Source organism: Geodermatophilus sp. SYSU D01176 (assembly GCF_054050015.1).
Map to the genome: position 1 here is coordinate 22212 of NZ_JBJGYN010000021.1, position 19719 is coordinate 41930.

The following is a 19719-nucleotide window of genomic DNA, read 5'->3' on the forward strand; positions in this document are numbered from 1 at the left end:
GCCCGCCCGGCGCCGGGGAGGATGGGGACATGACCGCACCTGACAACGGCAGTGGACGCCCCCAGCAGGTCGTCGTCGTCGGCCCCGACGGCCGGCCCGTCGGCACGATGCCCGTGCCCGACACCGGAGCCGTTGCTGCGGACGGCGGCGGTGCCGACAACGGCAGCATCGGCGACATGGTCGAGCAGCCGGCGAAGGTCATGCGGATCGGCACGATGATCAAGCAGCTGCTCGAGGAGGTCCGCGCCGCGCCGCTGGACGACGCCAGCCGCAACCGGCTGCGCGACATCCACGCCTCCTCGATCCGCGAGCTCGAGCAGGGGCTGGCCCCGGAGCTGCGGGAGGAGCTGGAGCGGATCACGCTGCCCTTCAGCGAGGGCGAGACCCCGTCGGACGCCGAGCTGCGCATCGCCCAGGCCCAGCTCGTCGGCTGGCTGGAGGGCGTCTTCCACGGCATCCAGACCGCGCTGTTCGCCCAGCAGATGGCCGCCCGCGCCCAGCTGGAGGAGATGCGCCGCCGGGCCCTCCCCGGCGGTTCGCAGCCGGCGCCGGGGCCGCACCCGCACCCGGGCGGCGGCCAGTACCTGTAGACGGCGTCGAGTGGCGGGTTGCCGTGGTCTCCGTGCGGATGGGACCACGGCAACTCGCCACTCGGTACCGGACGGGCGGTCCTCAGACCAGCGGGAGGTGCTTGACCACCCGGGCCGCGATACGGCCCGCTCGCCGCCACTCCGCGACGGGCGCCCCGGCCGGCGTCGCGGCCACCGGCCTGCGCTCGGGCAGCGTGCCGTGGTGGACGGCGGCGGCCCCTGCGGCGTCCAGGCCGATGCCCACACCCAGCCGGGACTCCGCGGCGGCGGCGTGGGCCAGGGCGGTGGCGTCGGACACCCCGGGGACGTCCTGGACGTCGGTGGGCACGCCCTCCTCCTCGACACCGGCGCAGACCTGGCGCAGCACCGCGGCCGGGGCCCCGGGGTGTCGGTACACCAGCACGGCCGGCCGCGGGCCCGGCTCGGTCACCGGGCCTCCGCGGCGACGAGAGCGGCGGCGTGTGCCCGGACCAGGCCGGACGCGACCGCGTTGCGGGGCCCCTCGGTGCCGAGCACGTTGCCCGTCCCGCACACCACCCCGTGGGGGGCCAGCGCGTCGGCGATCAGGTCGGGGATCTCGAAGTCCAGGGCCGACCCGCCCAGCAGCACGACGAAGTCCAGGGCGCGGAGGTTGGCACCCGGCGCCACCTGGCGCAGCGCCCGCAGCGCGTTCACCACGAACACCCGGCGCTTCGCCTCGCGGCGCACCCGCCGGACGTGGTCCAGGCCGTGCCGGGTCGGGACCGGCGCGGGCCCGTCGGGGGTCAGCACCACGACCCGGGCGAAGACGTGCGGCGGCAGCGGCTCGTCGACGAACTCCACCGTGCCGTCCTCGTGGCGCAGGTGGAAGAAGCTCTCGACCTTGCCCAGCGGGTACCGCTTGACGCCCTCGGCGGCCTCGCGGTCGTCGAGGGCGAGCTCCGAGTCGATCAGCTTGGTGACCAGCTCCCCGGCGCCGGCCACGTGCACGGCCGTGCACTCGCCCTCCCGGGTGAGCAGGGCGGCGTCGGTCGAGCCGCCGCCCAGGTCCAGCACGGCGACCGGCCGGTCGACGCCCGGGGTGGTGAGCGCGCCGCCCACCGCCATCTCCCCCTCGACGCCGCCGATCTCGGCCGCGGCCCCCAGCTGCCGGGACACCTCGTCGGCGACCAGCTGCATGCGGCTGCGGCTGGTGCTCACCATCGCCGCCAGCGCGACGGCGTTCTCCAGGGCCACCTCGCCGGCCAGCCCGCCGCGCACCTCGGCCGGGACGAAGGTGTCGACGGCGAGCACGTCGCGGATCGCGATCTCCGACGCCGGGACGTCGGGCTGCCCGGCGACGTCCATGACGTCGACCATCGTGTCGCGCACCTGGGCGAGCATGCCGCCGACGTGGGTGCCCGGCTCGCCGCGCGCGTCGTCCAGGGGCTGCACGCGGGCGACGGTGTCCATGATCGCCTCGGCCCCGGCGTCGACGTCCACCCGGAGGGTCTTGCCGGCGCCGTGCAGCACGAGTTCGCCCACCGGGATCCGGCGGTCGGTCACGTCCCCGGTCGGGGTGCGCACCACCACGGCCGACCGGTTGCCGGTGAGCGCCCGTGCGACCGGGGAGACCTGCCGGGTCTGGGCGGGGTCCAGCCCGAACACGGTGGCCAGCCCGTAGGAGTTCGACAGCGTCCGGATCGTCCGCCCCGGCGCCGCCACCTCGACGGCGGCCAGCATGCCCAGCGGGACGCGCTCCACCGCCGCGACCTCGTCCACCACGGGGATCGGCCGGTCCAGCCGGTTGGTGACCAGCACCGCGTCGTCCCCCGCCAGGACGGCGGCGACCACCACCACCCCCCGCCGGACGGCGGCGTTCACAGTGGCGGCGACGTCGTCGAAGTCCTCCCCGGCCGAGACCACGCACACCACGGGCTCGCCGGGCGCCTGCTCGTCCAGCGCACCGAGCGGCACGGTCGTGCCGACGCCCAGCCCCTCGCCGCCGGGGGTCGCCGGGTTGTGCCCGATCATCGTCGACTCGGTGATGATCGTCTCGGTGATCGTCTCCATGGCCAGGCCGCTGATCACCGGCGTGGCCTCGTTGAGCAGGACGGTGTGGACATCGTCGACGCGTCGCCCAGCCCGGTCCAGGGCGCCCCGGATGGCGGTCAGCGCCCCGGCCGTGTTGTCCGGGGTGCCCTTGACGCCCGTCGTCCGGGTCAGGGCGGTCGCCAGGTGGCTGACCGCCCCGTCCGGGCCGATCGAGGCCAGGCTGGCCTCGGTCGTCGAGTTGCCGATGTCCACGCCGACGACCAGCCGCACCGGCGGGCGGGCGGGATCGAGCGCGGTCACGTCAGCCGGCGCGTTCCCGTCCGAAGACGGGTTCCACCTCGACCGCGGGACGGCCGGCCTGGATGCACTCGAACTCCTTGAGGTGCAGCAGCGCGGCCTTGGCCTGCCACCGGGGTCGGGCCATCTGGTCGTTGCGCGTCGGTACCGGCTGCGGCGACTCGCCCTTGGCGTACTGCGCGGCGTTCGAGCCGATCTGCCGGAAGACCTCGGGGTCCAGCAGCGGGGACTGCGGGAACAGCTCGAGGTTGCTCAGCCGGGCCAGGTCCTTCTGGTGGATCATCGTCGTCCCGCGGGAGAGGATCCCCACGGCGATGCCCGACCCGGACAGCTTCGCGCCGGTGTGCGCGATCGCCGCCAGATCGGCGGTGTCCCACACCCGGATGACGCGCGCGGTGATCCCCTGCTCCTCGATGCCGGCGAGCACCTGGCGCAGCACCTCGGCGTGCGGCACGTCGACGATGGTCTTGGTGAAGTGCCCGGCGAAGGCCGGTGACACCGCGACCACGACCTCGTCGGGGCGGGTGCCGCGGCCGGCCGGGCCGACCTCGCGGAGGCTGAGCGTGCGCCCGGACTGCGCGGGCGCCGGCGTGGCAGTGGTCATCTCTCAGCCCACCTCGGTCTCGGGGTTCTCGGCGGAGGTGACGTGGCGGAGCCGCTTGAGCTCCTCCCAGCGCTCCCCCGCCAGCCGGTAGCCGGTGCCCGGGCCGGCGTAGTCGTTGACGTCGTTGATCGCCGACAGCGGCGTGAAGTCGGCGGTGAGCACCGCCGAGGTCTGCAGCAGGTCGCCGGAGACCCGCTGCCGGAGCACGTTCAGCAGGCTCTGCGCCACGTCGGAGAAGCCGGTCGTCTCCAGCCCCTTCACCAGGTCCAGCCCGGTGATGCCGCGCTCCATCACCGACTGCGCGCCCTTGAGGTCGGACAGCACGTCGCGCAGTGGGTAGTCGTTCGAGGAGTCGGCGTAGGTGGCCGCCTCGACCTCCTCGTCGGTGATCGCGGGCAGGTCCAGGTGGGCGAACAGCGCCTGCAGCGCCCGCGCCGCCTTGTTGCGGGCCTGCAGGACCTCGGCCTCCCGGACGTGCCGCAGCCCGCCGTCGACCTGCAGGTCGCGCTGGATGGTGTTCCAGTCGTCGTAGTCCTCGGTGTCGAAGTTCGACCCGGCGAACATGTTGTCGGCGTTGGGCACCGCCGAGTAACCCGAGCAGACGAAGTCGGTGCCGGGGAGCAGCTGGGGCATCAGGCGCGCGGTCCGGCGCATCGACGAGTGCGAGAAGGACTGGTCGTTCCCGGAGGCGCACTCGAGGTCGACCATGCTCGCCACCAGGTTCTCGGCGGCGACCGCGCGGATCCCGCCCGGCACGGCCCCCGGGACGCCGATGCAGCTGATCGAGCCGTTCTGCAGCCCCTGCACCCCGGCCCCCTTGGCCATGAGGATGCAGCGGATCTCCAGGTACAGCATCGACCGGCCCTCGGCGTTGCCCATCTGCACCTCCGAGCCGGTGCCCGAGGTGAAGCGCATCTTGATCCCGCGCGAGGCGTAGGCCGACGCGAGGAACGCCTTGGACCAGGGGGTGTCGTCGCCGTCGACGAACACCGACTCGGTGCCGTAGATCGAGATCGTCTCGGCGTAGGCGGTGATGCCGCGCATGCCGAGCTCGAGCTCGGTCGCCTCCTCCAGCGCGCACTGGGTCAGCACGCCACCGCGTCCGACCTGGGCACCGACCTGCAGCGCGATGGCGACCAGCGGGGCGTAGCGCACCACCCCGAGGGTGGTCTCCAGCTCGGCGAACCCCCGGAGGGCTCCCTCCGCGGCGTCCGCGGCGACCTGCACGGGGTTGTCCCGCGCGCTCGTGGAGTGCGCCTGGTTGGCCGGCGTGCGGCGGGCCCGCATCTTCTGCATCGCCTGCATGATCTCGACGACGTTCATCAACTTGACGACGTCGAGGATCTTGGCCGGCGTGAGGCCTCGGGTCACCGCGAGGATCTCGCCGCGGGAGACCCCCGGGTCGATGAGCATCCGCGCGATCTGCCCCGAGGGGATCGCCATGGACTGCTCGGCCGAGGCGACGTCGATCGCGTGGTTGGCGATGAAGGTGTCCATGAAGTCGAAGTCGGCGCGGCTCCTGCCGTCGAGCTCGACGATGCGGCCGTCCTCCACCCGGACGCTCGGAGCCGGGTCGAAGTCGCTCTCCATCGCGACGAGACCCTTCTCGGGCCACTCCTCGACGAACCCGTCGAGGTTGACCGGGCGGCTCTCGAGGACCTCGGTGCGGATCGATGGCCGGGGCTCGGTGGTGGTCATGGGCGGGACGTCCCCTCTCGGTCCTGGGTCACGGGTCAGCCGACGTCGGCCGTCGGGCGGGCGAGGAGGTCCCGGCGCGCGTAGACCTCGGCGGCCTCCCGGACCAGAGCCGCGCAGACCGGCGCCCCGTAGGTGCCCTCCAGGCGGTCGGCCAGCTCGGCGAGCTGCGCGGCGCTGGACGCGCGGGGGCGCAGCGCGTTGTACATGGCGAGGACCTCGTCGTCGGGGATGGCCGTCATCTCGGCCGCCCGGCGGAAGTTCGCCGCCAGCTGCGGCCGGCCGCTCGCGTCGGCGAGCTGGGCCTGCAGCTGGAGGGTCTCGGGGGCGATCCGCAGGTCCTCGGCCGACAGCTCGCCGGAGACCACCGCGTCCATGGTCAGTGCCGTGATCGGCTTGCCCGTGGGGGTGCGCAGCAGCTCCGGGCGGTTGATCGACAGGGGGTAGTCCGCAGTGGTCAGCGCGGGAGTCGGATCGGTCATCGACGGCTCGCTCCTGGGTCGGTCCGCATCGTCGCGCCACTGTGGCACGCGCCACGTTGCACCGACGTTGCTCCGCCGCCGGTTCGGCGCGGGCCCGTCCGTCCGGACAGGGGCGACCTGCCCGACCGGAGAGGTGCCCGGTCCTCCCCCGTGCGGTTGGCTCCCGGCATGAGCGCCTCGCTGACGTACGAGTCCGCCCGCCGGGTCCTGGACGCCGGGATCGCCTGCGCCGAGGAGATCGGGCAGCCGATGAACATCGCCGTGGTCGACGACGGCGGGCACCTCCTGGCCTTCGGGCGGATGGACGGCGCCATCAGGGCGAGCATCGACATCTCCACCCGCAAGGCGGTCACGTCCATCCTCATGGCCCTCCCCACGGAGGCCCTGATGCCGCTGGTGCAGCCGGGTGCCGAGCTCTACGGCCTCGAGCAGACCGCCGGTGGCCTGGTGGCGTTCGGCGGTGGCGTGCCGCTGTACCGCGACGGTGAGATCGTCGGGGCCGTCGGCGTCAGCGCCGGGACGGTGGAGCAGGACGTCACCGTGGCGAAGGCTGCCGCCGCCGCGCTGGAGGGCTGAGGCCGGGCCCTGCGGCTTCTCTTGCTGGCCGGACGGGCATGGGCGATGATCCGCGGCGTGCCGACGCCGCTCGCCCCTGAGGATGTCCGGGGGTGAGATGACCCGTTCCGCGCGGCTCCGGCGCCCCTGCACCGGCGCCCCGGGCACCGATCCCGCCGCTCACGCCAAGCAGCTGGCCGAGACCTTCGACGCCGTGCTCGGGAGCGATCCGGTCCGGCGGGCCCCACGTCCAGTGGTCTCGGCGTCCTGGGAGCGCAGCCTCGCGGCCCGGGTCGACCCCGACCACCGGACGCCGCCGGTGGTGCACGCCCCCGACGAGCTGCGCGACATCCGGTCGGCCCACCCGCTGAACGCCGTCCTGCCCCTGTTGCGGGGCAGCCTGGCGGGCATCGCCGAGGAGGCGGTGCACCTCATGCTCGTCACCGACGCCGACGGTCACGTCCTGTGGCGGGAGGGTGCGGTCGAACTGCTCACGCCGGCCGACCGGGTGGGACTGTTCCCGGGCACGGACTGGAGCGAGGCGGCCATCGGGACCAACGCGATGGGCACCACGCTCGCGGTGGACGCGCCGGTGCAGATCCACTCCGCCGAGCACCTGGTCCGCACGTACCACTCCTGGACCTGCGTGGCCGCGCCGGTGCACGACCCCGACACCGGGGCGGTCCTGGGCGCGGTCGACGTCAGCGGCCCGCTGCGGTCGATGCACCCGTCACTGGCGCAGCTGGTCGCCACGACCGCGCACCTGGCGGAGACCGAGCTCCGGGTGCGGTTGGCCGTGGCCGACCAGCGCTTCGTCCTGCGGAACAGCCCCCACCTGGCGCACCTGGGGGGTGCGCCGGGCGCGCTGGTCACCCCGACCGGGCGGGTGCTGGCCGCCGACCCGGCCGGCGGGTGGCCCGACCGCGTCGAGCTGGACGGCGCGACCGAACGCCTCCTGCTGCCCGACGGCCGGGAGGTGCTGGTGGAACCCCTCGCCGAGGGCTACCTGCTCCGGGCGTCGCCGCGTTCCTCCCGCGCTCAGGGCCCGGCGCGCACGGCGGCGCTCTCGCTGAGGTCCACCGGCAACGGCACGCCCAGCGCGGTGCTCGACGGCCGCCCCATCCCCCTCCCGCTGCGCGCGGCGGAGATCCTGACCGCTCTGGTCGTCCACCCCGAGGGCCTCACCGCGGAGCAGTTGGCCTACCTGCTCTACGGGGACGACGGCAACCAGACGACCGTGCGGGTCCAGGTGCGCAGGTTGCGGGCGCTTCTCGGTGCCGACGTGCTGCGGACCCGGCCCTACCGGCTCGTGGGGGCGGTGGACAGCGACTTCGGGTCGGCCCGCCGGGCCCTGCGGACCGGGCAGGTGGCCGCCGCCCTGCGGGCGTGCGCCGGTCCGCTGCTGCCGCGGTCGGACGTGACGGAGATCCGCCAGCTCCGTGAGGAGCTGACCGCCGGGCTCCGGTCCGCGGTGCTGGCCACCCGCGACGTCGGGCTGCTGCACACCTTCGCCGTACACCCCCTCGGCGAGGACGACCTCGACGTCCACGAGCGCCTGCTCGACCTCCTGCCGGCCGGTGACCCGCGGGCGGCCGGGATGGCCCTGCGGGCGGCCCGCCTCCGCGCCGAGTGACAGCGGTGTGCTGATCGGTTGACGGTTCGTGCCGGCCTAGCGGCGAGATCGGCGGTGCCGCACGGTCACCGGCCGCGAAGGGTGCGAGACCGCCGATCTCGCGCCAGGTGCTGCCACCGAGCCGCTGACACGGCGTCTCCGATGACCGGCCGCGTCGTGATCATCGGCGTCACAGACTGGCGAGGAAGGCCGCGACCCCGTCGTCCTCGTTGGTGCCGGTCACGTCGGTGGCCGCGGCCAGCAGGTCGGCGTGGGCGTGCGCCATCGCCACGGCCCGGCCGCCGCCCTCGCGCACCCAGTCGAAGGCGGCGATGTCGTTGGGCATGTCGCCGAAGACGACGACGTCCTCGGGGCCGACGCCGTGCTCGGCGGCCACCTTGGCGATCCCGGTGGCCTTGGTGACGCCCCGGGCGGAGATCTCGGCGAGCGCGTCGGTGGAGGAGTTGGTGACCGTGGCGCGGTCGCCCACCACCCGCTCCACCAGCGCGACGAACTCGTCCCGCGGCAGCGCCTCGTGCCGGGCCAGCAGCTTGGCCACGGGGGCGGACACCATCTCCTCCAGCGTCGCCACCGCCACGCCGGGCGCGTCGACGTCCCACCGCGGCTGGTAGACCGGCTCGTGGCGGAACTCCAGGCCGTACTCGACGGCGAACCAGGTGTCGGGCTGGTGCCGGCGCAGCTCGGCGGTCACCTCCTGGAGCACCTCCGGCTCCAGCGCGTCCTCCTCGAGCACCTCGAAGCCGGCCAGGTCCAGCAGGACGGCGCCGTTGCAGCACACCGCCGTGCCGTGGCGCAGCACCTCGCGGATGCGGACCATCCAGCGCGGCGGCCGGCCGGTCGCGAGCACGACCGGCACGCCCTCGGACCGCCACCGCTCCAGCTCGGCCACCGTCGCCGCGCTGACGGTGTCGTTCCCGCGCAGCAGGGTGCCGTCCATGTCGGTGGCGATGAGCCGGGGCTTCCAGTCAGACACCCGGCCGCCTCCCGTCGAGCACGGCCTCCAGGTAGCGCGCGACGCCGTCGACGTCGTGCCCGCTGGTGAGCAACGGGGTGGCCGCCCGGACCGCGGGGTGCGCGTTGGCCACCGCGACCGCCCGGCCGCCGGCGTCCCGCACCGCCTCGATCATCGGCAGGTCGTTGGGCATGTCCCCGAAGACCAGCACGTCGCCGAACCCGACGCCGTAGCGCTCCAGCGCGATCGCCAGGCCGGTCGCCTTGGTGATCCCCGGCGGCAGCACCTCGATGAACCCCAGCCCGGCGTGGGTGACCTCGGCCCGGGACGGGTCGACCACCTCGCGGGCCCGGGCCAGCAGCTCGTCCTGACCGAGGGTCTGGGAGCGGAGGAACACCTTGAGCACCGCCCCGGTGGGCAGCACCTGGTGCCGTGGCAGCAGGTGCGCCGGCTCCGGGTAGGGCCAGTCGAAGCCGTGCTGGACCCGCAGCGGGGAGTGCACCTCGCCCTGCTCCGCGGCGTCCTCCACGGCGATGATGAGCTCACCGGCGACCGACTCGATCCGCTCGATCACCGCGGTCGCCTGCTCGCGCGGCAGGCCCACCGTGCGCAGCACCTCGTCGCGCTCCAGGTCGACGACGAAGCCGCCCTGCGCCAGCACGGCGATGCCCCGCCCGTCGAGGGCCGCGCGGACGCTGTCGAACAGCCGCGGACCGCGGCCGGTGACACCGACGACCGGGATGCCGGCGTCCCAGCACGAGGTCAGCGCCGCCCGGGTGCGTGCGCTGACCTCGCCGTCGGAGCTGAGCAGCGTGCCGTCGAGGTCGCTGGCGACCAGCTTGGGCCGCCAGGTGCCGAGGTCGCCGAGCTCGACGACGTCGTCCGCCCGGGCGCCCGCGGTACCGGTGCTGGGCAGCACGCCCGGCCGGTCAGCCGTCATGCGCCCGGCGCCGGAGCGGGGGCCACGAGCGTCATGCCGGGGGTGAGGGCCTCGACACCACCCAGCCAGGGGCGCAGCGCCTTCGGCACGGACACCGACCCGTCGGCGCGCTGGTGCACCTCGAGCAGGCAGGCGATGGTGCGGGCGATCGCGCACAGCGTGCCGTTGAGCGTGGCCGCGGTCTGGTTCTTCCCGTCGGCGTCCCGGTAGCGGGTGCCCAGGCGCCGCGCCTGGAAGGTGGTGCAGTCGGAGGTCGAGGTGAGCTCCCGGTAGGTGCCCTGGGACGGGAACCAGGCCTCGATGTCGTACTTGCGGGCGGCGCTGGTGCCGAGGTCGCCGGCGGCGATGTCGACCACCCGGTAGGGCAGCTCGAGGGCCTGCAGGAACTGCTCCTCCCAGGCCAGCAGCCGCAGGTGCTCATCCGCGGCCTCCTCCGGCCGGCAGAAGCTGAACATCTCGACCTTGTCGAACCAGTGCACGCGGATGATGCCGCGGGTGTCCTTGCCGTAGGAGCCGGCCTCGCGGCGGAAGCAGGAGGACCAGCCGGCGTAGCGCAGCGGCCCCGCGGACAGGTCGAGCACCTCGTTGCTGCGCATGCCGGCCAGCGCCACCTCGGAGGTGCCGACGAGGTAGAGGTCGTCGCGCTCGACGCGGTAGACCTCCTCGTCGTGCTCGCCGAGGAAGCCGGTGCCCTCCATCGCCTCGGGCCGCACCAGGGCGGGGGCGACGACGGGGGTGAACCCGGCCGTGACCGCCTGGCCGATCGCCAGCTGCGCCAGGGCGAACTCCAGCATCGCGCCCGGGCCGGTGAGGAAGTAGAAGCGGGCGCCGGAGACCTTGGCCCCGCGCTCCGTGTCGATCGCGCCGAGCGCCTCGCCGATCTCCAGGTGGTCGCGCACCGGGAAGTCGTAGGTCGGCACCTCGCCCACGGTGCGCAGGGTCACCGCGTCGTCCTCACCGCCGGACGGGACGCCGTCGTGGACGACGTTGGGGATGCGCAGGTGCGCCTGGCGCAGCGCCGCGTCGGCCGCCCGCAGCGCCTCCTCGGCGTCCTTGACCTCGGCGGCGAGCGCCCGGGCCCGCTCGAGGACGGCGGGCCGCTCCTCCGGGCCGGCCTTCTTCACCGCCTGGGAGGCCGCCTTCTGCTCGGCGCGCAGGTCGTCGGCGCGCTTGACCGCCTCGCGGCGGGCGGCGTCGGCGGCCAGCAGCTCGTCGACCCGGGACTCGTCGGCCCCGCGGGCTCGCTGGCTGGCCTTGACGAGGTCGGGGTGCTCACGCACCAGGCGCAGGTCGATCACCGTTCGATCGTAGGTGCCCGGTGTGGGCAGCCCCGCCGCGCGGGCGGCGCTCCCCCACATCGGGTCGGTCGACGGGGCGCACCGTCGGGACGGGTACGCATCCGACGCCCATCCGGCCGCGGAAGGATACGACGACAGAGGGGAGGCCACGTGACGTCACACCCCACCCCCGGCGCCCGGGGTCGATGGGTCCTGCTGGCCACCGCGATCGCCCAGGCGGTCGCCCCGCCGTTCGCGGGCTTCGACCAGGGGTCGGGCAGCGACCCGGTGGTCGTCCCGCCCGGACCCTTCTTCGCCATCTGGGGACCGGTCGTCCTCGGTTGCCTGGCCGCGGCCGTGTGGGGGCTGCCGCTGCGGCGGGCGACCGTCGAACCGTGGCGGCGGATCCAGCTCCCCCTGTCCCTGGCCCAGGTCGGCTTCGTCGCCTGGCTGGTGGCCGCGGCCCGGCTCCCGGCGCTGACCCTGCCGGTCTTCGTGGGCATGCTCGTGGCCCTCGTCTCCTGCCTGCGCACGATCGTGACCACGCCCACCGATCCGGGAACCCGGGTCCTGCTCGGCGGCAGTGTCGGCCTCTATGCCGGGTGGGCCAGCGCCGCCGTCTGGGTCAACGCGGCCACGCTCCTGCCCGAGCGGCTCGCCGACGGCACAGCCGCGCCCGGCCTGCTCCTGGCCGGGGCCGCCCTCACCGCCGCGGTCGTCGCCTGGCGGGTGCACGGGCAGCCGGCCTTCGTGCTGGCCGCTGGCTGGGCGCTGCTCGGCGCGCTGGTCTCGAGCCTGGGGGCGGGCGCGACGGTCCTGGGAGCGGTCGCCGGGGCCGGGCTGGTCGCCGTGGCCGCCGTCGCGCTGCTCGCGGTCCGCCGTCCCGCCTGAGGGCGGCGGGCCCGGCGCACCCGGACGGGACCGCGGCCCCGCGCCGTGCGGGACAATGGTCGTCATGCGTTTCCTGGGTGGCACGCGGCCGGCGACCGACCTGACCTACGCCGACGTCTTCATGGTGCCCAACCACTCGACCGTGGGGTCGCGGCTCGAGGTCGACCTGACCACGCCCGACCGGGTGGGGACGACGATCCCGGTCGTCGTCGCCAACATGACCGCGATCTCCGGACGGCGGATGGCCGAGACCGTCGCCCGCCGCGGCGGCGTGGCCGTGCTGCCGCAGGACATCCCGGCCGACGTCGTCGCCGAGGTCGTCGCGTGGACCAAGGCCCGCCACCCGGTCTACGACACCCCGATCACGCTCTCGCCGACCTCCACCGTCGCCGAGGCGCTGTCGCTGCTGACCAAGCGGGCGCACGGGATCGTCGTGGTGGTCCAGGACGGCGTCCCGGTCGGCGTGGTCACCGACGGCCAGTGCCAGGGCGTGGACCGGTTCACCCAGCTGTCCCAGGTGATGACCGAGGACCCGCTCACCGTCCCCGCCGGCACCGACCTGCCCAAGATCTTCGACGTCCTCTCCGGGGAGCGGGTCAGCGCGGCGCCGGTGGTCGAGGGCGACCGGCTGGTCGGCGTCATCACCCGCAAGGGCGCGCTGCGCTCGGCGCTCTACCAGCCGGCCGTCGACGCGCAGGGCCGGCTGCTCACCTCCGCCGCCGTCGGCATCAACGGCGACGTGGCGGGCAAGACCGCCGCGCTGCTGGCCGCCGGTGTCGACGTGCTCGTCGTCGACACCGCGCACGGCCACCAGGAGAAGGCGGTGGAGGCGGTCCGCGCGGCCCGCTCGGTGGCCGGGACGACGCCGGTCGTCGCCGGCAACGTGGTCACCGCCGAGGGCACCCGCGACCTGATCGAGGCCGGGGCGGACGTCGTCAAGGTCGGCGTGGGCCCCGGCGCCATGTGCACCACGCGGATGATGACCGGTGTCGGGCGGCCGCAGTTCTCCGCCGTCGAGGAGTGCGCCGCCGCGGCCCGGGCGCTGGGCAGGCACGTGTGGGCCGACGGCGGGGTCCGGCACCCGCGCGACATCGCCCTCGCGCTGGCCGCCGGCGCGGCCAACGTGATGGTCGGCTCCTGGTTCGCCGGCACCTACGAGAGCGCCGGCGACATCCACGACGACGGCTCCGGCCGGCTGTACAAGGAGTCCTTCGGCATGGCCTCGGCCCGCGCGGTCAAGGCCCGGACGGCGACCCAGAGCGGCTTCGACCGGGCCCGCGCCGGCCTGTTCGAGGAGGGCATCTCCTCGTCGCGGATGTACCTGGACCCGGCCCGGCCCGGCGTCGAGGACCTGATCGACCAGATCGTGGCGGGCGTGCGGTCGTCGTGCACCTACGCCGGGGCGCGCACCGTCGACGAGCTGCACGAGCGCGCGGTGCTGGGGGTGCAGAGCTCGGCGGGCTACGAGGAGGGCCGCCCCCTGCCCACCTCCTGGTGAGGCCGCTCCCCCTCCCGGTGTTCGAGGAGCTGGTCGCCGACGCCCTCGACCAGGTGCCGCCGGAGCTGATGGCGCTGATGGACAACGTCGTCGTCCTGGTGGAGGACCGCAACGCCGACGAGCCGGACCTCCTCGGCCTCTACGAGGGGTACGCGCTGACCGAGCGCGGCTGGGAGTACGGCGGCGCGCTGCCGGACCGGATCATGGTCTACCGCGAGGCGATCTGCGACATCTGCTCGACCGCCGAGGAGGTCGTCGAGGAGGTGACGATCACCGTCGTCCATGAGATCGCGCACCACTTCGGCATCGACGACGACCGGCTGCACGAGCTGGGCTGGGGCTAGCCGGCGGTTTCCGCGGAAACCGCCGGGAGGGCGCCGCGTAACGTGATCAGGCGTGGCTGAGGGGAAGGGCAGCGGGCTGCCGATCAAGATGCTGCACGACCGCATCCTGGTGGCGCTGCGGCGGGAGGACGGCGAGCGGCGGTCCACCGGCGGCATCCTCATCCCGGCGACCGCCCAGGTGGCCAAGCGGCTGGTGTGGGGCGAGGCGCGCGGCGTCGGCTCCAGCGTCCGCCAGGTGAAGGTCGGCGACCAGGTGCTCTTCTCCCCGGAGGACCAGCACGAGGTCGAGGTGCACGGCGAGGAGCTGGTCATCCTGCGCGAGCGGGACGTGCACGCCGTCGCGGCCGAGCGGATCGAGGAGTCCACCGGCCTCTACCTCTGAGCCCGGCACAGGAGGCGACACCCCTCCCGGGCCCCGGACCCGTGGGTGTGGCCTCCTACACCTGGTGCGGCGCAGCCCGGGCGTGGCGCTCGACCACCGCCGTCGCCTCCGAGAGGAACCGGTGGACGACGGCGAGCTCCTCGTCGCTGAACCCCGCCATCGCGTCCAGCAGGTCGCGGTTCAGCGCGCCGAAGAACTGCCCACCGGCGGCCATCGCGCTCTCCGAGATCTCCAGGGCGACCCGCCGCCGGTCCTCCGGGTCACGCACCCGGCGCACGTGGCCCACCCGCTCCAGCCGGTCGAGCAGCGCGGTCACCGAGGCCGAGCTGAGGTCGACCGCCTGACCCAGTGCCCCTGCGGTCAGCGCCTCGCCGCGGCGGGCGGCGTCCATGATCGCCACCAGCGCCCGGACGTCGGTGCGGCCGAGCCCGTGCAGCGTCGCGAACCGCTGCCCCACGGCGTCGAGCTCCACGCTGAGCCGGCGCAGCAGCAGGGCGACCTCCTGGCGCTCGTCGCCGCCCATCGGCACCTCCGCTTGTGCTCCGCCTGGCCTCTCCCTATTGTCTCGATCGTCGAGATTATCGAACGTCGAGGGATGTCATCATGACACGCTGGCGCTGGCTGCTCCCCGCACTCGTCCTCCTGCTGTGGATCGGCGGCGCCGGTCCGCTCTCCACGCTGAGCGCGCAGCTGACCGGGCTGCAGGAGAACGACACCGCCGCCTTCCTCCCCGACAGCGCCGAGTCGACGCGGGTCGCCGAGCTGCAGCAGGGCTTCGCCCCGACCGAGTCGATCCCCGCGATCCTGCTGTGGGAGAGCACCGGCGGGCCGCTGGAGCCGCGGACCCTCGCCGCCATCGGCGAGCGGGTCCAGGAGGCGGCCCGCGTCGCCGACGAGGCCGGCGCCCTGGCCGGGCAGCCCTCCCCGCCGGTCCCGTCCCAGGACGGCGAGGCGGTGCAGGCCATCCTGCCGGTCACGCCGGACGTCGGCGACGAGATCGTGGCGCTGGTCGAGGACCTGCGGTCGGCGATCCCGGTCGAGGGCACGGACGCCTTCGTCACCGGTCCCGGCGGGATCTTCGCCGACTTCGCCAACGGCTTCGCCGGGATCGACGGCCTCCTCCTGCTCGCCGCGTTCGGCGTCGTCCTGCTCATCCTGCTGGTCGTCTACCGCAGCCCGATCCTGCCGTTCCTGGTGATCGGCACCGCCGGCCTGGCGCTCACCGCCGGGAACGCGGTCGCCTTCCTGCTGGCCGACGCGGGGCTGATCACCGTCAACGGCCAGAGCCAGGGCATCGCCTCGATCCTGGTCGTGGGCGCGGCCACCGACTACGGCCTGCTGCTGGTCGCCCGCTACCGCGAGGAGCTGCGTCGCGAGCAGTCGAAGTACGCCGCCATGCGCACCGCGCTGCGCCGGTCCTGGGAGCCGATCGTGGCCTCCGGTGCCACCGTCGTCCTGGGCGTGCTGTGCCTGCTCTTCTCCGACCTGGCCTCCAACCGCGGCCTCGGGCCGATCTCCGCGGTCAGCGTCACGCTCTCGGTCGTCGCCGCGCTGAGCTTCCTGCCGGCCGCGCTGGTGCTGCTCGGCCGCGCCGCCTTCTGGCCGTTCCGGCCGCGGTTCGGCGTCGAGCCGCCGCAGGGCCGCGGCTGGCAGCGGGTCGCCACCGCGGTGGGACGGCGTCCGCGCCGCGTGCTCGCCGCGAGCACGCTGGCACTGGTCGCGGCGGCCGTCTTCGCCCCCAGCTACGACGCCTCGGGCATCACCTTCTCCGACGCCATCCAGGGCGAGTCCAACGCCGTCGACGGGCAGGAGGCCCTCGGCCGGCACTTCGACGCCGGCTCCGGCAGCCCGACGGTGGTGGTGACGCCGGAGGCGACGTGGCCGGCGGTGGCCGAAGCGGCCGCGGCCACCGACGGGGTCGCGAGCGTCGTCCCGTTCACCGGCGCCGGCGGGCCCCCGCAGCCCGGCGCGGCGCCGGTGGTCGTGGACGGCCTGGTCCGGCTGGACGTCGTCCTCGCCGTCCCCGCGGACAGCGTCGAGGCGATCGACACCGTCCAGACGCTGCGGACCACCCTGGACGCCGCCGACCCGGACGCGCTCGTCGGGGGCGACACGGCCAGCAACCTCGACGCCCGCGAGACCGCCGCCCGCGACCTGCGGGTGATCGTGCCCAGCGTGCTGGTGGTCATCACCGTGGTCCTGGCGCTCCTGCTGCGGTCCCTCGTCGCCCCGCTGCTGCTGGTGGTCACCGTGGTGCTCAGCGTCGGCGCGACGGTCGGGGTGGCCGCGCTGCTCTTCGACGACGTGTTCGGCTTCCCGGGCAGCGACCCCGGCATCCTGCTGATCGGGTTCGTGTTCCTCGTCGCGCTGGGGATCGACTACAACATCTTCCTCATGACCCGGGCCCGGGAGGAGTCGCTGCGGCACGGCACCCGGGACGGCGTCCTGCGGGCGCTGGCGGTCACCGGCGGGGTGATCACGAGCGCCGGGCTGGTCCTGGCGGCGACGTTCGGGGCGCTGTCGGTGCTGCCGCTGCTGTTCCTCGTGCAGCTGGCGTTCCTCGTCGGCTTCGGCGTCCTGCTCGACACCTTCGTCGTCCGCTCGCTGGTGGTGCCCTCGGCGGTCGCGCTGCTGGGCGACCGCACCTGGTGGCCCAGCCGGCTGGCCCGCCGTCCCACCCCCGAGCCGGAGCGCGAGCTCGAACGGGTCTGACCCCGGTGGTCATCGGCGGGTGGCTGGCCGACACGCCGGCGACGCCCGCCACGCGCCGATGATCGCGGTGGAACCACGACTACACCCGGCCGGCGCGCACCTGCTCCAGCCACCCGGCGGCCTCCCCGAACGCCGCGTCGGTGGACACCGGCGTGACCGGCTTGTTCTCCCGGCCGTCGGCCCGCGGGTAGGAGCCGAGGAAGCGCAGCTCGTCGCACACCCGGTGCAGGGCGGCGAGCGCCTCCCCCACCCGGGCGTCGGCGACGTGCCCCTCGCAGTCGAGGGAGAAGGAGTAGACGCCCAGCCGCTCGCGGGTCGGCCGCGACTCGATCCGGGTCAGGCTGATCTCGCGGACGGCGAACTCGCGGAGCAGGTCCAGCAGCGCGCCGGTGCGGTCCCCGACGACGGCGACCAGCGAGGTCTTGTCGTTGCCGGTCGGCGCGGGCAGCGGCCCCGGTGGTGCGACCAGCACGAACCGGGTGACCGCGCCGGGGCGGTCGGCGATGTCCTCGGCCAGCGCGGTGAGCCCGTATCGCTCCGCGGCGATCGGCGCGCAGACCGCCGCGTCGTGCTCGCCGTCGGCCACCTGCCGGGCGGCCTCGGCGGTGGAGGTGGCCGGCAGCGGGACGATGCCGGGCAGCAGCTCGGCCAGCCGGCCGGCGGTCTGCGCCAGCGCGTGCGGGTGGCTGGCCACCGAGCGGACGTCGGACAGCGCCGTCCCCTGGCGGCCGGCGAGGACGAAGGAGACGGCCAGGAACACCTCGCGGGTGATAAGCAGCGGGGCGCCGTCGGCCAGGCCGTCCATGGTCGCCGGGACGGAGCCCTCGACGGAGTTCTCGAGCGGCACGAGCGCGGCGTCGGCGTCCCCCGACCGGACGGCGGCCAGCGCCGCAGGCACCCCCGCTGCGGGGTAGCGGGGACCCTCGTCCGGGCCGACGGCGCTGATCAGGGCCGCTTCGGCGAAGGTACCCTCGGGGCCGAGATAGGCGTACCGCGTCGGAGGCATCCCAGGCACCCGACGAGGGTAGTGCGGTCGGGAGAGGGCGGATGCCCCACCCGGGGAGCTGCCACGGCGGCCGCTGGACCCGTGGCCGCGCAGCGGCCGGACACCGTCGTGGGAGGGATGCGTGACCCCGCGTCCGGAACGCACCAGCGAGGGTGACCTCGACGATGCGCTCTGGCGTCTGCTGTCCGCCAGCGACCGGGACGACCCCGCCGCCTTCACCGCGGAGCACGACCGCGCCGCCGAGACCCTGGAGGCCGCCACCGACCCGCGCTGGGTCGCCTGGCGGCACGCGCTGGCCGCCCGCCGCGCCCTGGTCGACGGCGACCGCGAGGCCGTCGCGGCGGAGGTGTCCGCGGCCCGCGACGCCCTTGGCCGCTGCCTGCCCTGCGCCCAGACCGCGCTGACGCTGGCGTACCTGGCCGCCGTCGAGGTGGCCGCCGACCGCGTCGACGCGGCGATGATGCTGGCCATCGACGCCAGCCTGCTGGCCGAGACGGCAGCCGCAGACGAGCCCTCCCGCGCCCTGCACCAGGCCCACCTGTGGCTCTCGCTGGCCCTGGCCACCCTCGACCTCGAGGAGCTCGCCGTCGCCCAGGCGCTGCAGGGCTCCCGGGTGGCGGACAGGCTGCCGGGCGTCGCCGACCGCTGGCGGCTGCTGCAGCTGTGCGCACAGCAGCACGCCGAGCTGGCGCACACGCTGCACCGCCGCGGCCGGGCCGAGCGCGCCCGCGACCTGGCCGGGACGGCGGTGGGCTGCGCGGAGGCCGCCCGCGCCCTGGACTGGGAGGCCGAGCCGGGCGACCAGGACCTGCTCGACGTCGTCCAGGCGTGGGCGATGGCCGGCCGCGGTGGGGTCGAGGACGCGATCGGCCCGATGCGCCGCGCCCACAAGCGGGTGCACCGGGACGGCGGCACCTGGCTGCGCGGCTACGCCGACCTTGTGCTGGCCCGCCTGCTGACCCTGCTCGCCCGAACCCGGTCCGGCGGCGGGCACGACGCCGAGGCCAGCGACCTGCTGGTGGACGCGGCGGGGGCCTTCGCGGCCAGCGGCGACCGCCGCCGCTACCGCCAGTGCCTGCTCGAACTCGGCCAGGGCACCGCGGCCATGGGTCGCCCGGCTGAGGCGCTGCACTGGCTCGACGCCTACCGCGCCGACACCGGCCGGGCGCACGCCCGCGGCCGCGAGCTGTGGGCGGAGATGTTCGTGCGCCGCAGCCGGCTGCGCGAGGCCGAGCGGCAGACCGCGCACCTGCGCCGGGTCGCGCTGGAGGACCCGCTCACCGGGCTGGGCAACCGGCGCAGCGCCGAGCGCCGGCTGGGCAGCATGCGCGTGGGCGCCCAGCCGGTGTCGCTGGCCGTCGTCGACATCGACCGGTTCAAGGCGGTCAACGACGACACGTCCCACTCGCACGGCGACGAGGTGCTGCGCCGGGTGGCCGACCTGCTGCGCGAGCACAGCCGCACCGGCGACGAGGTGTACCGGTGGGCCGGCGACGAGTTCCTCGTCGTCCTGCCCGAGGCGACCGAGAGCCAGGCGCTGGCCGCCGTCGACCGGCTGCGCGCCGCCGTCGCCGACGCCGACTGGGGCGACCTGCAGCTGCCGCAGCCGGTGACCGTGAGCATCGGCGTGGCCACCGCGCCGGCGGCCGCCGACGAGCCGCTGGGCTGGCGGTCGCTGTTCGACACCGCCGACCTGCACCTGTTCACCGCCAAGCGCGGCGGCCGCAACCGGGTGCGCGCGCCCGGCAGCCGCGGCTCCGGGGACGGCGCGCCGTGACGGCACGGGCCGGGTGGGACGGCTGTGACGGGAGCGCACCCGGCGCCCGGCGTGCCCCCGGTGGGGTGCTC

At 75.0% G+C, this 19719-nt stretch carries 19 protein-coding genes; 9 read left to right on the forward strand and 10 right to left on the reverse strand.

All coding sequences use genetic code 11. From position 1 onward, the window contains the following. The first annotated feature begins 29 nt into the window (after positions 1–29). A complete protein-coding gene (locus tag ACI78Z_RS13030; protein ID WP_457036960.1) occupies positions 30–590 on the forward strand; it encodes a bacterial proteasome activator family protein in 561 nt (186 codons plus the stop codon). An 82-nt stretch (positions 591–672) separates the two neighbouring features. On the opposite strand, the gene ACI78Z_RS13035 is transcribed toward ACI78Z_RS13030, so the two are convergent. The 5 genes from ACI78Z_RS13035 to ACI78Z_RS13055 are packed head-to-tail and all read right to left on the reverse strand — an operon-like array spanning position 673 to position 5681. Continuing rightward, complete coding sequence (locus ACI78Z_RS13035; RefSeq protein ID WP_457036961.1) at positions 673–1020, reverse strand: glycerol dehydratase reactivase beta/small subunit family protein; 348 nt, start codon at positions 1018–1020, stop codon at positions 673–675. Continuing rightward, complete coding sequence (locus tag ACI78Z_RS13040; protein WP_457036962.1) at positions 1017–2903, reverse strand: diol dehydratase reactivase subunit alpha; 1887 nt, start codon at positions 2901–2903, stop codon at positions 1017–1019. The genes ACI78Z_RS13035 and ACI78Z_RS13040 overlap by 4 nt, the downstream gene beginning before the upstream one ends. 1 nt (position 2904) lies before the next feature. Then, positions 2905–3504 carry a propanediol/glycerol family dehydratase medium subunit gene (locus ACI78Z_RS13045; RefSeq protein ID WP_457036963.1) on the reverse strand — a complete coding sequence of 200 codons (600 nt, stop codon included), beginning with the start codon at positions 3502–3504 and terminating at the stop codon, positions 2905–2907. 3 nt (positions 3505–3507) lie between these two features. Then, the gene (locus ACI78Z_RS13050; RefSeq protein WP_457036964.1) at positions 3508–5202 is read right to left on the reverse strand and encodes a propanediol/glycerol family dehydratase large subunit; all 1695 of its coding nucleotides are present in this window, start codon (positions 5200–5202) and stop codon (positions 3508–3510) included. 35 nt (positions 5203–5237) lie between these two features. After that, the gene (locus tag ACI78Z_RS13055; RefSeq protein ID WP_457036965.1) at positions 5238–5681 is read right to left on the reverse strand and encodes a diol dehydratase small subunit; all 444 of its coding nucleotides are present in this window, start codon (positions 5679–5681) and stop codon (positions 5238–5240) included. Positions 5682–5849: 168 nt separating this feature from the next. Between ACI78Z_RS13055 and ACI78Z_RS13060 the strand changes: the two genes are divergently transcribed. After that, positions 5850–6257 carry a GlcG/HbpS family heme-binding protein gene (locus tag ACI78Z_RS13060; protein WP_457036966.1) on the forward strand — a complete coding sequence of 136 codons (408 nt, stop codon included), beginning with the start codon at positions 5850–5852 and terminating at the stop codon, positions 6255–6257. Positions 6258–6354: 97 nt separating this feature from the next. Beyond that, a complete protein-coding gene (locus ACI78Z_RS13065; protein ID WP_457036967.1) occupies positions 6355–7869 on the forward strand; it encodes a GAF domain-containing protein in 1515 nt (504 codons plus the stop codon). A gap of 169 nt (positions 7870–8038) precedes the next feature. Here ACI78Z_RS13065 and ACI78Z_RS13070 read toward each other — a convergent pair whose 3' ends face one another. From ACI78Z_RS13070 to serS, 3 genes are read right to left on the reverse strand one after another with little or no spacing between them, the layout of a single operon-like run. After that, positions 8039–8842, reverse strand: coding sequence for an HAD-IIB family hydrolase (locus tag ACI78Z_RS13070; protein WP_457036968.1), 804 nt, complete (start codon positions 8840–8842; stop codon positions 8039–8041). After that, positions 8835–9761, reverse strand: coding sequence for an HAD family hydrolase (locus ACI78Z_RS13075; protein WP_457036969.1), 927 nt, complete (start codon positions 9759–9761; stop codon positions 8835–8837). The genes ACI78Z_RS13070 and ACI78Z_RS13075 overlap by 8 nt, the downstream gene beginning before the upstream one ends. Continuing rightward, positions 9758–11059: a serine--tRNA ligase gene (gene serS, locus ACI78Z_RS13080; RefSeq protein WP_457036970.1), complete on the reverse strand. Its 1302-nt coding sequence runs from the start codon at positions 11057–11059 to the stop codon at positions 9758–9760. The genes ACI78Z_RS13075 and serS overlap by 4 nt, the downstream gene beginning before the upstream one ends. Positions 11060–11209: 150 nt before the next feature. Here serS and ACI78Z_RS13085 point away from each other — a divergent pair, with 150 nt between their 5' ends. From ACI78Z_RS13085 to ACI78Z_RS13100, 4 genes are all read left to right on the forward strand, one after another. Next, positions 11210–11929 carry a hypothetical protein gene (locus ACI78Z_RS13085; RefSeq protein ID WP_457036971.1) on the forward strand — a complete coding sequence of 240 codons (720 nt, stop codon included), beginning with the start codon at positions 11210–11212 and terminating at the stop codon, positions 11927–11929. Between the two features lie 64 nt (positions 11930–11993). Continuing rightward, positions 11994–13427, forward strand: coding sequence for a GuaB1 family IMP dehydrogenase-related protein (locus tag ACI78Z_RS13090; RefSeq protein WP_457036972.1), 1434 nt, complete (start codon positions 11994–11996; stop codon positions 13425–13427). Next, a complete protein-coding gene (locus ACI78Z_RS13095; RefSeq protein ID WP_457036973.1) occupies positions 13424–13771 on the forward strand; it encodes a metallopeptidase family protein in 348 nt (115 codons plus the stop codon). Before ACI78Z_RS13090 ends, ACI78Z_RS13095 begins: the two co-directional genes overlap by 4 nt. 52 nt (positions 13772–13823) lie before the next feature. Then, positions 13824–14153, forward strand: coding sequence for a GroES family chaperonin (locus ACI78Z_RS13100; protein ID WP_255363279.1), 330 nt, complete (start codon positions 13824–13826; stop codon positions 14151–14153). A 55-nt stretch (positions 14154–14208) separates the two neighbouring features. Here the strand turns inward: ACI78Z_RS13100 and ACI78Z_RS13105 are convergent, their stop codons facing one another. Further along, a complete protein-coding gene (locus ACI78Z_RS13105; protein WP_457036974.1) occupies positions 14209–14676 on the reverse strand; it encodes a MarR family winged helix-turn-helix transcriptional regulator in 468 nt (155 codons plus the stop codon). 80 nt (positions 14677–14756) lie between these two features. Here ACI78Z_RS13105 and ACI78Z_RS13110 point away from each other — a divergent pair, with 80 nt between their 5' ends. Continuing rightward, positions 14757–16865: an MMPL family transporter gene (locus tag ACI78Z_RS13110; RefSeq protein ID WP_457036975.1), complete on the forward strand. Its 2109-nt coding sequence runs from the start codon at positions 14757–14759 to the stop codon at positions 16863–16865. 79 nt (positions 16866–16944) lie between these two features. Here ACI78Z_RS13110 and pheA read toward each other — a convergent pair whose 3' ends face one another. Further along, positions 16945–17871: a prephenate dehydratase gene (pheA, locus tag ACI78Z_RS13115; protein WP_457037009.1), complete on the reverse strand. Its 927-nt coding sequence runs from the start codon at positions 17869–17871 to the stop codon at positions 16945–16947. A gap of 121 nt (positions 17872–17992) precedes the next feature. Here pheA and ACI78Z_RS13120 point away from each other — a divergent pair, with 121 nt between their 5' ends. Then, the gene (locus ACI78Z_RS13120; protein WP_457036976.1) at positions 17993–19648 is read left to right on the forward strand and encodes a diguanylate cyclase; all 1656 of its coding nucleotides are present in this window, start codon (positions 17993–17995) and stop codon (positions 19646–19648) included. Positions 19649–19719 lie beyond the last annotated feature (71 nt).

Bases quoted from the DNA above. Each gene is read 5' to 3' on its own strand.
- ACI78Z_RS13030 (WP_457036960.1), top strand. From the start codon at position 30: ATGACCGCACCTGACAACGGCAGTGGACGCCCCCAGCAGGTCGTCGTC.
- ACI78Z_RS13045 (WP_457036963.1), bottom strand. From the start codon at position 3,504: ATGACCACTGCCACGCCGGCGCCCGCGCAGTCCGGGCGCACGCTCAGC.
- ACI78Z_RS13050 (WP_457036964.1), bottom strand. From the start codon at position 5,202: ATGACCACCACCGAGCCCCGGCCATCGATCCGCACCGAGGTCCTCGAG.
- ACI78Z_RS13055 (WP_457036965.1), bottom strand. From the start codon at position 5,681: ATGACCGATCCGACTCCCGCGCTGACCACTGCGGACTACCCCCTGTCG.
- ACI78Z_RS13060 (WP_457036966.1), top strand. From the start codon at position 5,850: ATGAGCGCCTCGCTGACGTACGAGTCCGCCCGCCGGGTCCTGGACGCC.
- ACI78Z_RS13065 (WP_457036967.1), top strand. From the start codon at position 6,355: ATGACCCGTTCCGCGCGGCTCCGGCGCCCCTGCACCGGCGCCCCGGGC.
- ACI78Z_RS13075 (WP_457036969.1), bottom strand. From the start codon at position 9,761: ATGACGGCTGACCGGCCGGGCGTGCTGCCCAGCACCGGTACCGCGGGC.
- ACI78Z_RS13090 (WP_457036972.1), top strand. From the start codon at position 11,994: ATGCGTTTCCTGGGTGGCACGCGGCCGGCGACCGACCTGACCTACGCC.
- ACI78Z_RS13105 (WP_457036974.1), bottom strand. From the start codon at position 14,676: ATGGGCGGCGACGAGCGCCAGGAGGTCGCCCTGCTGCTGCGCCGGCTC.
- ACI78Z_RS13110 (WP_457036975.1), top strand. From the start codon at position 14,757: ATGACACGCTGGCGCTGGCTGCTCCCCGCACTCGTCCTCCTGCTGTGG.
- pheA (WP_457037009.1), bottom strand. From the start codon at position 17,871: ATGCCTCCGACGCGGTACGCCTATCTCGGCCCCGAGGGTACCTTCGCC.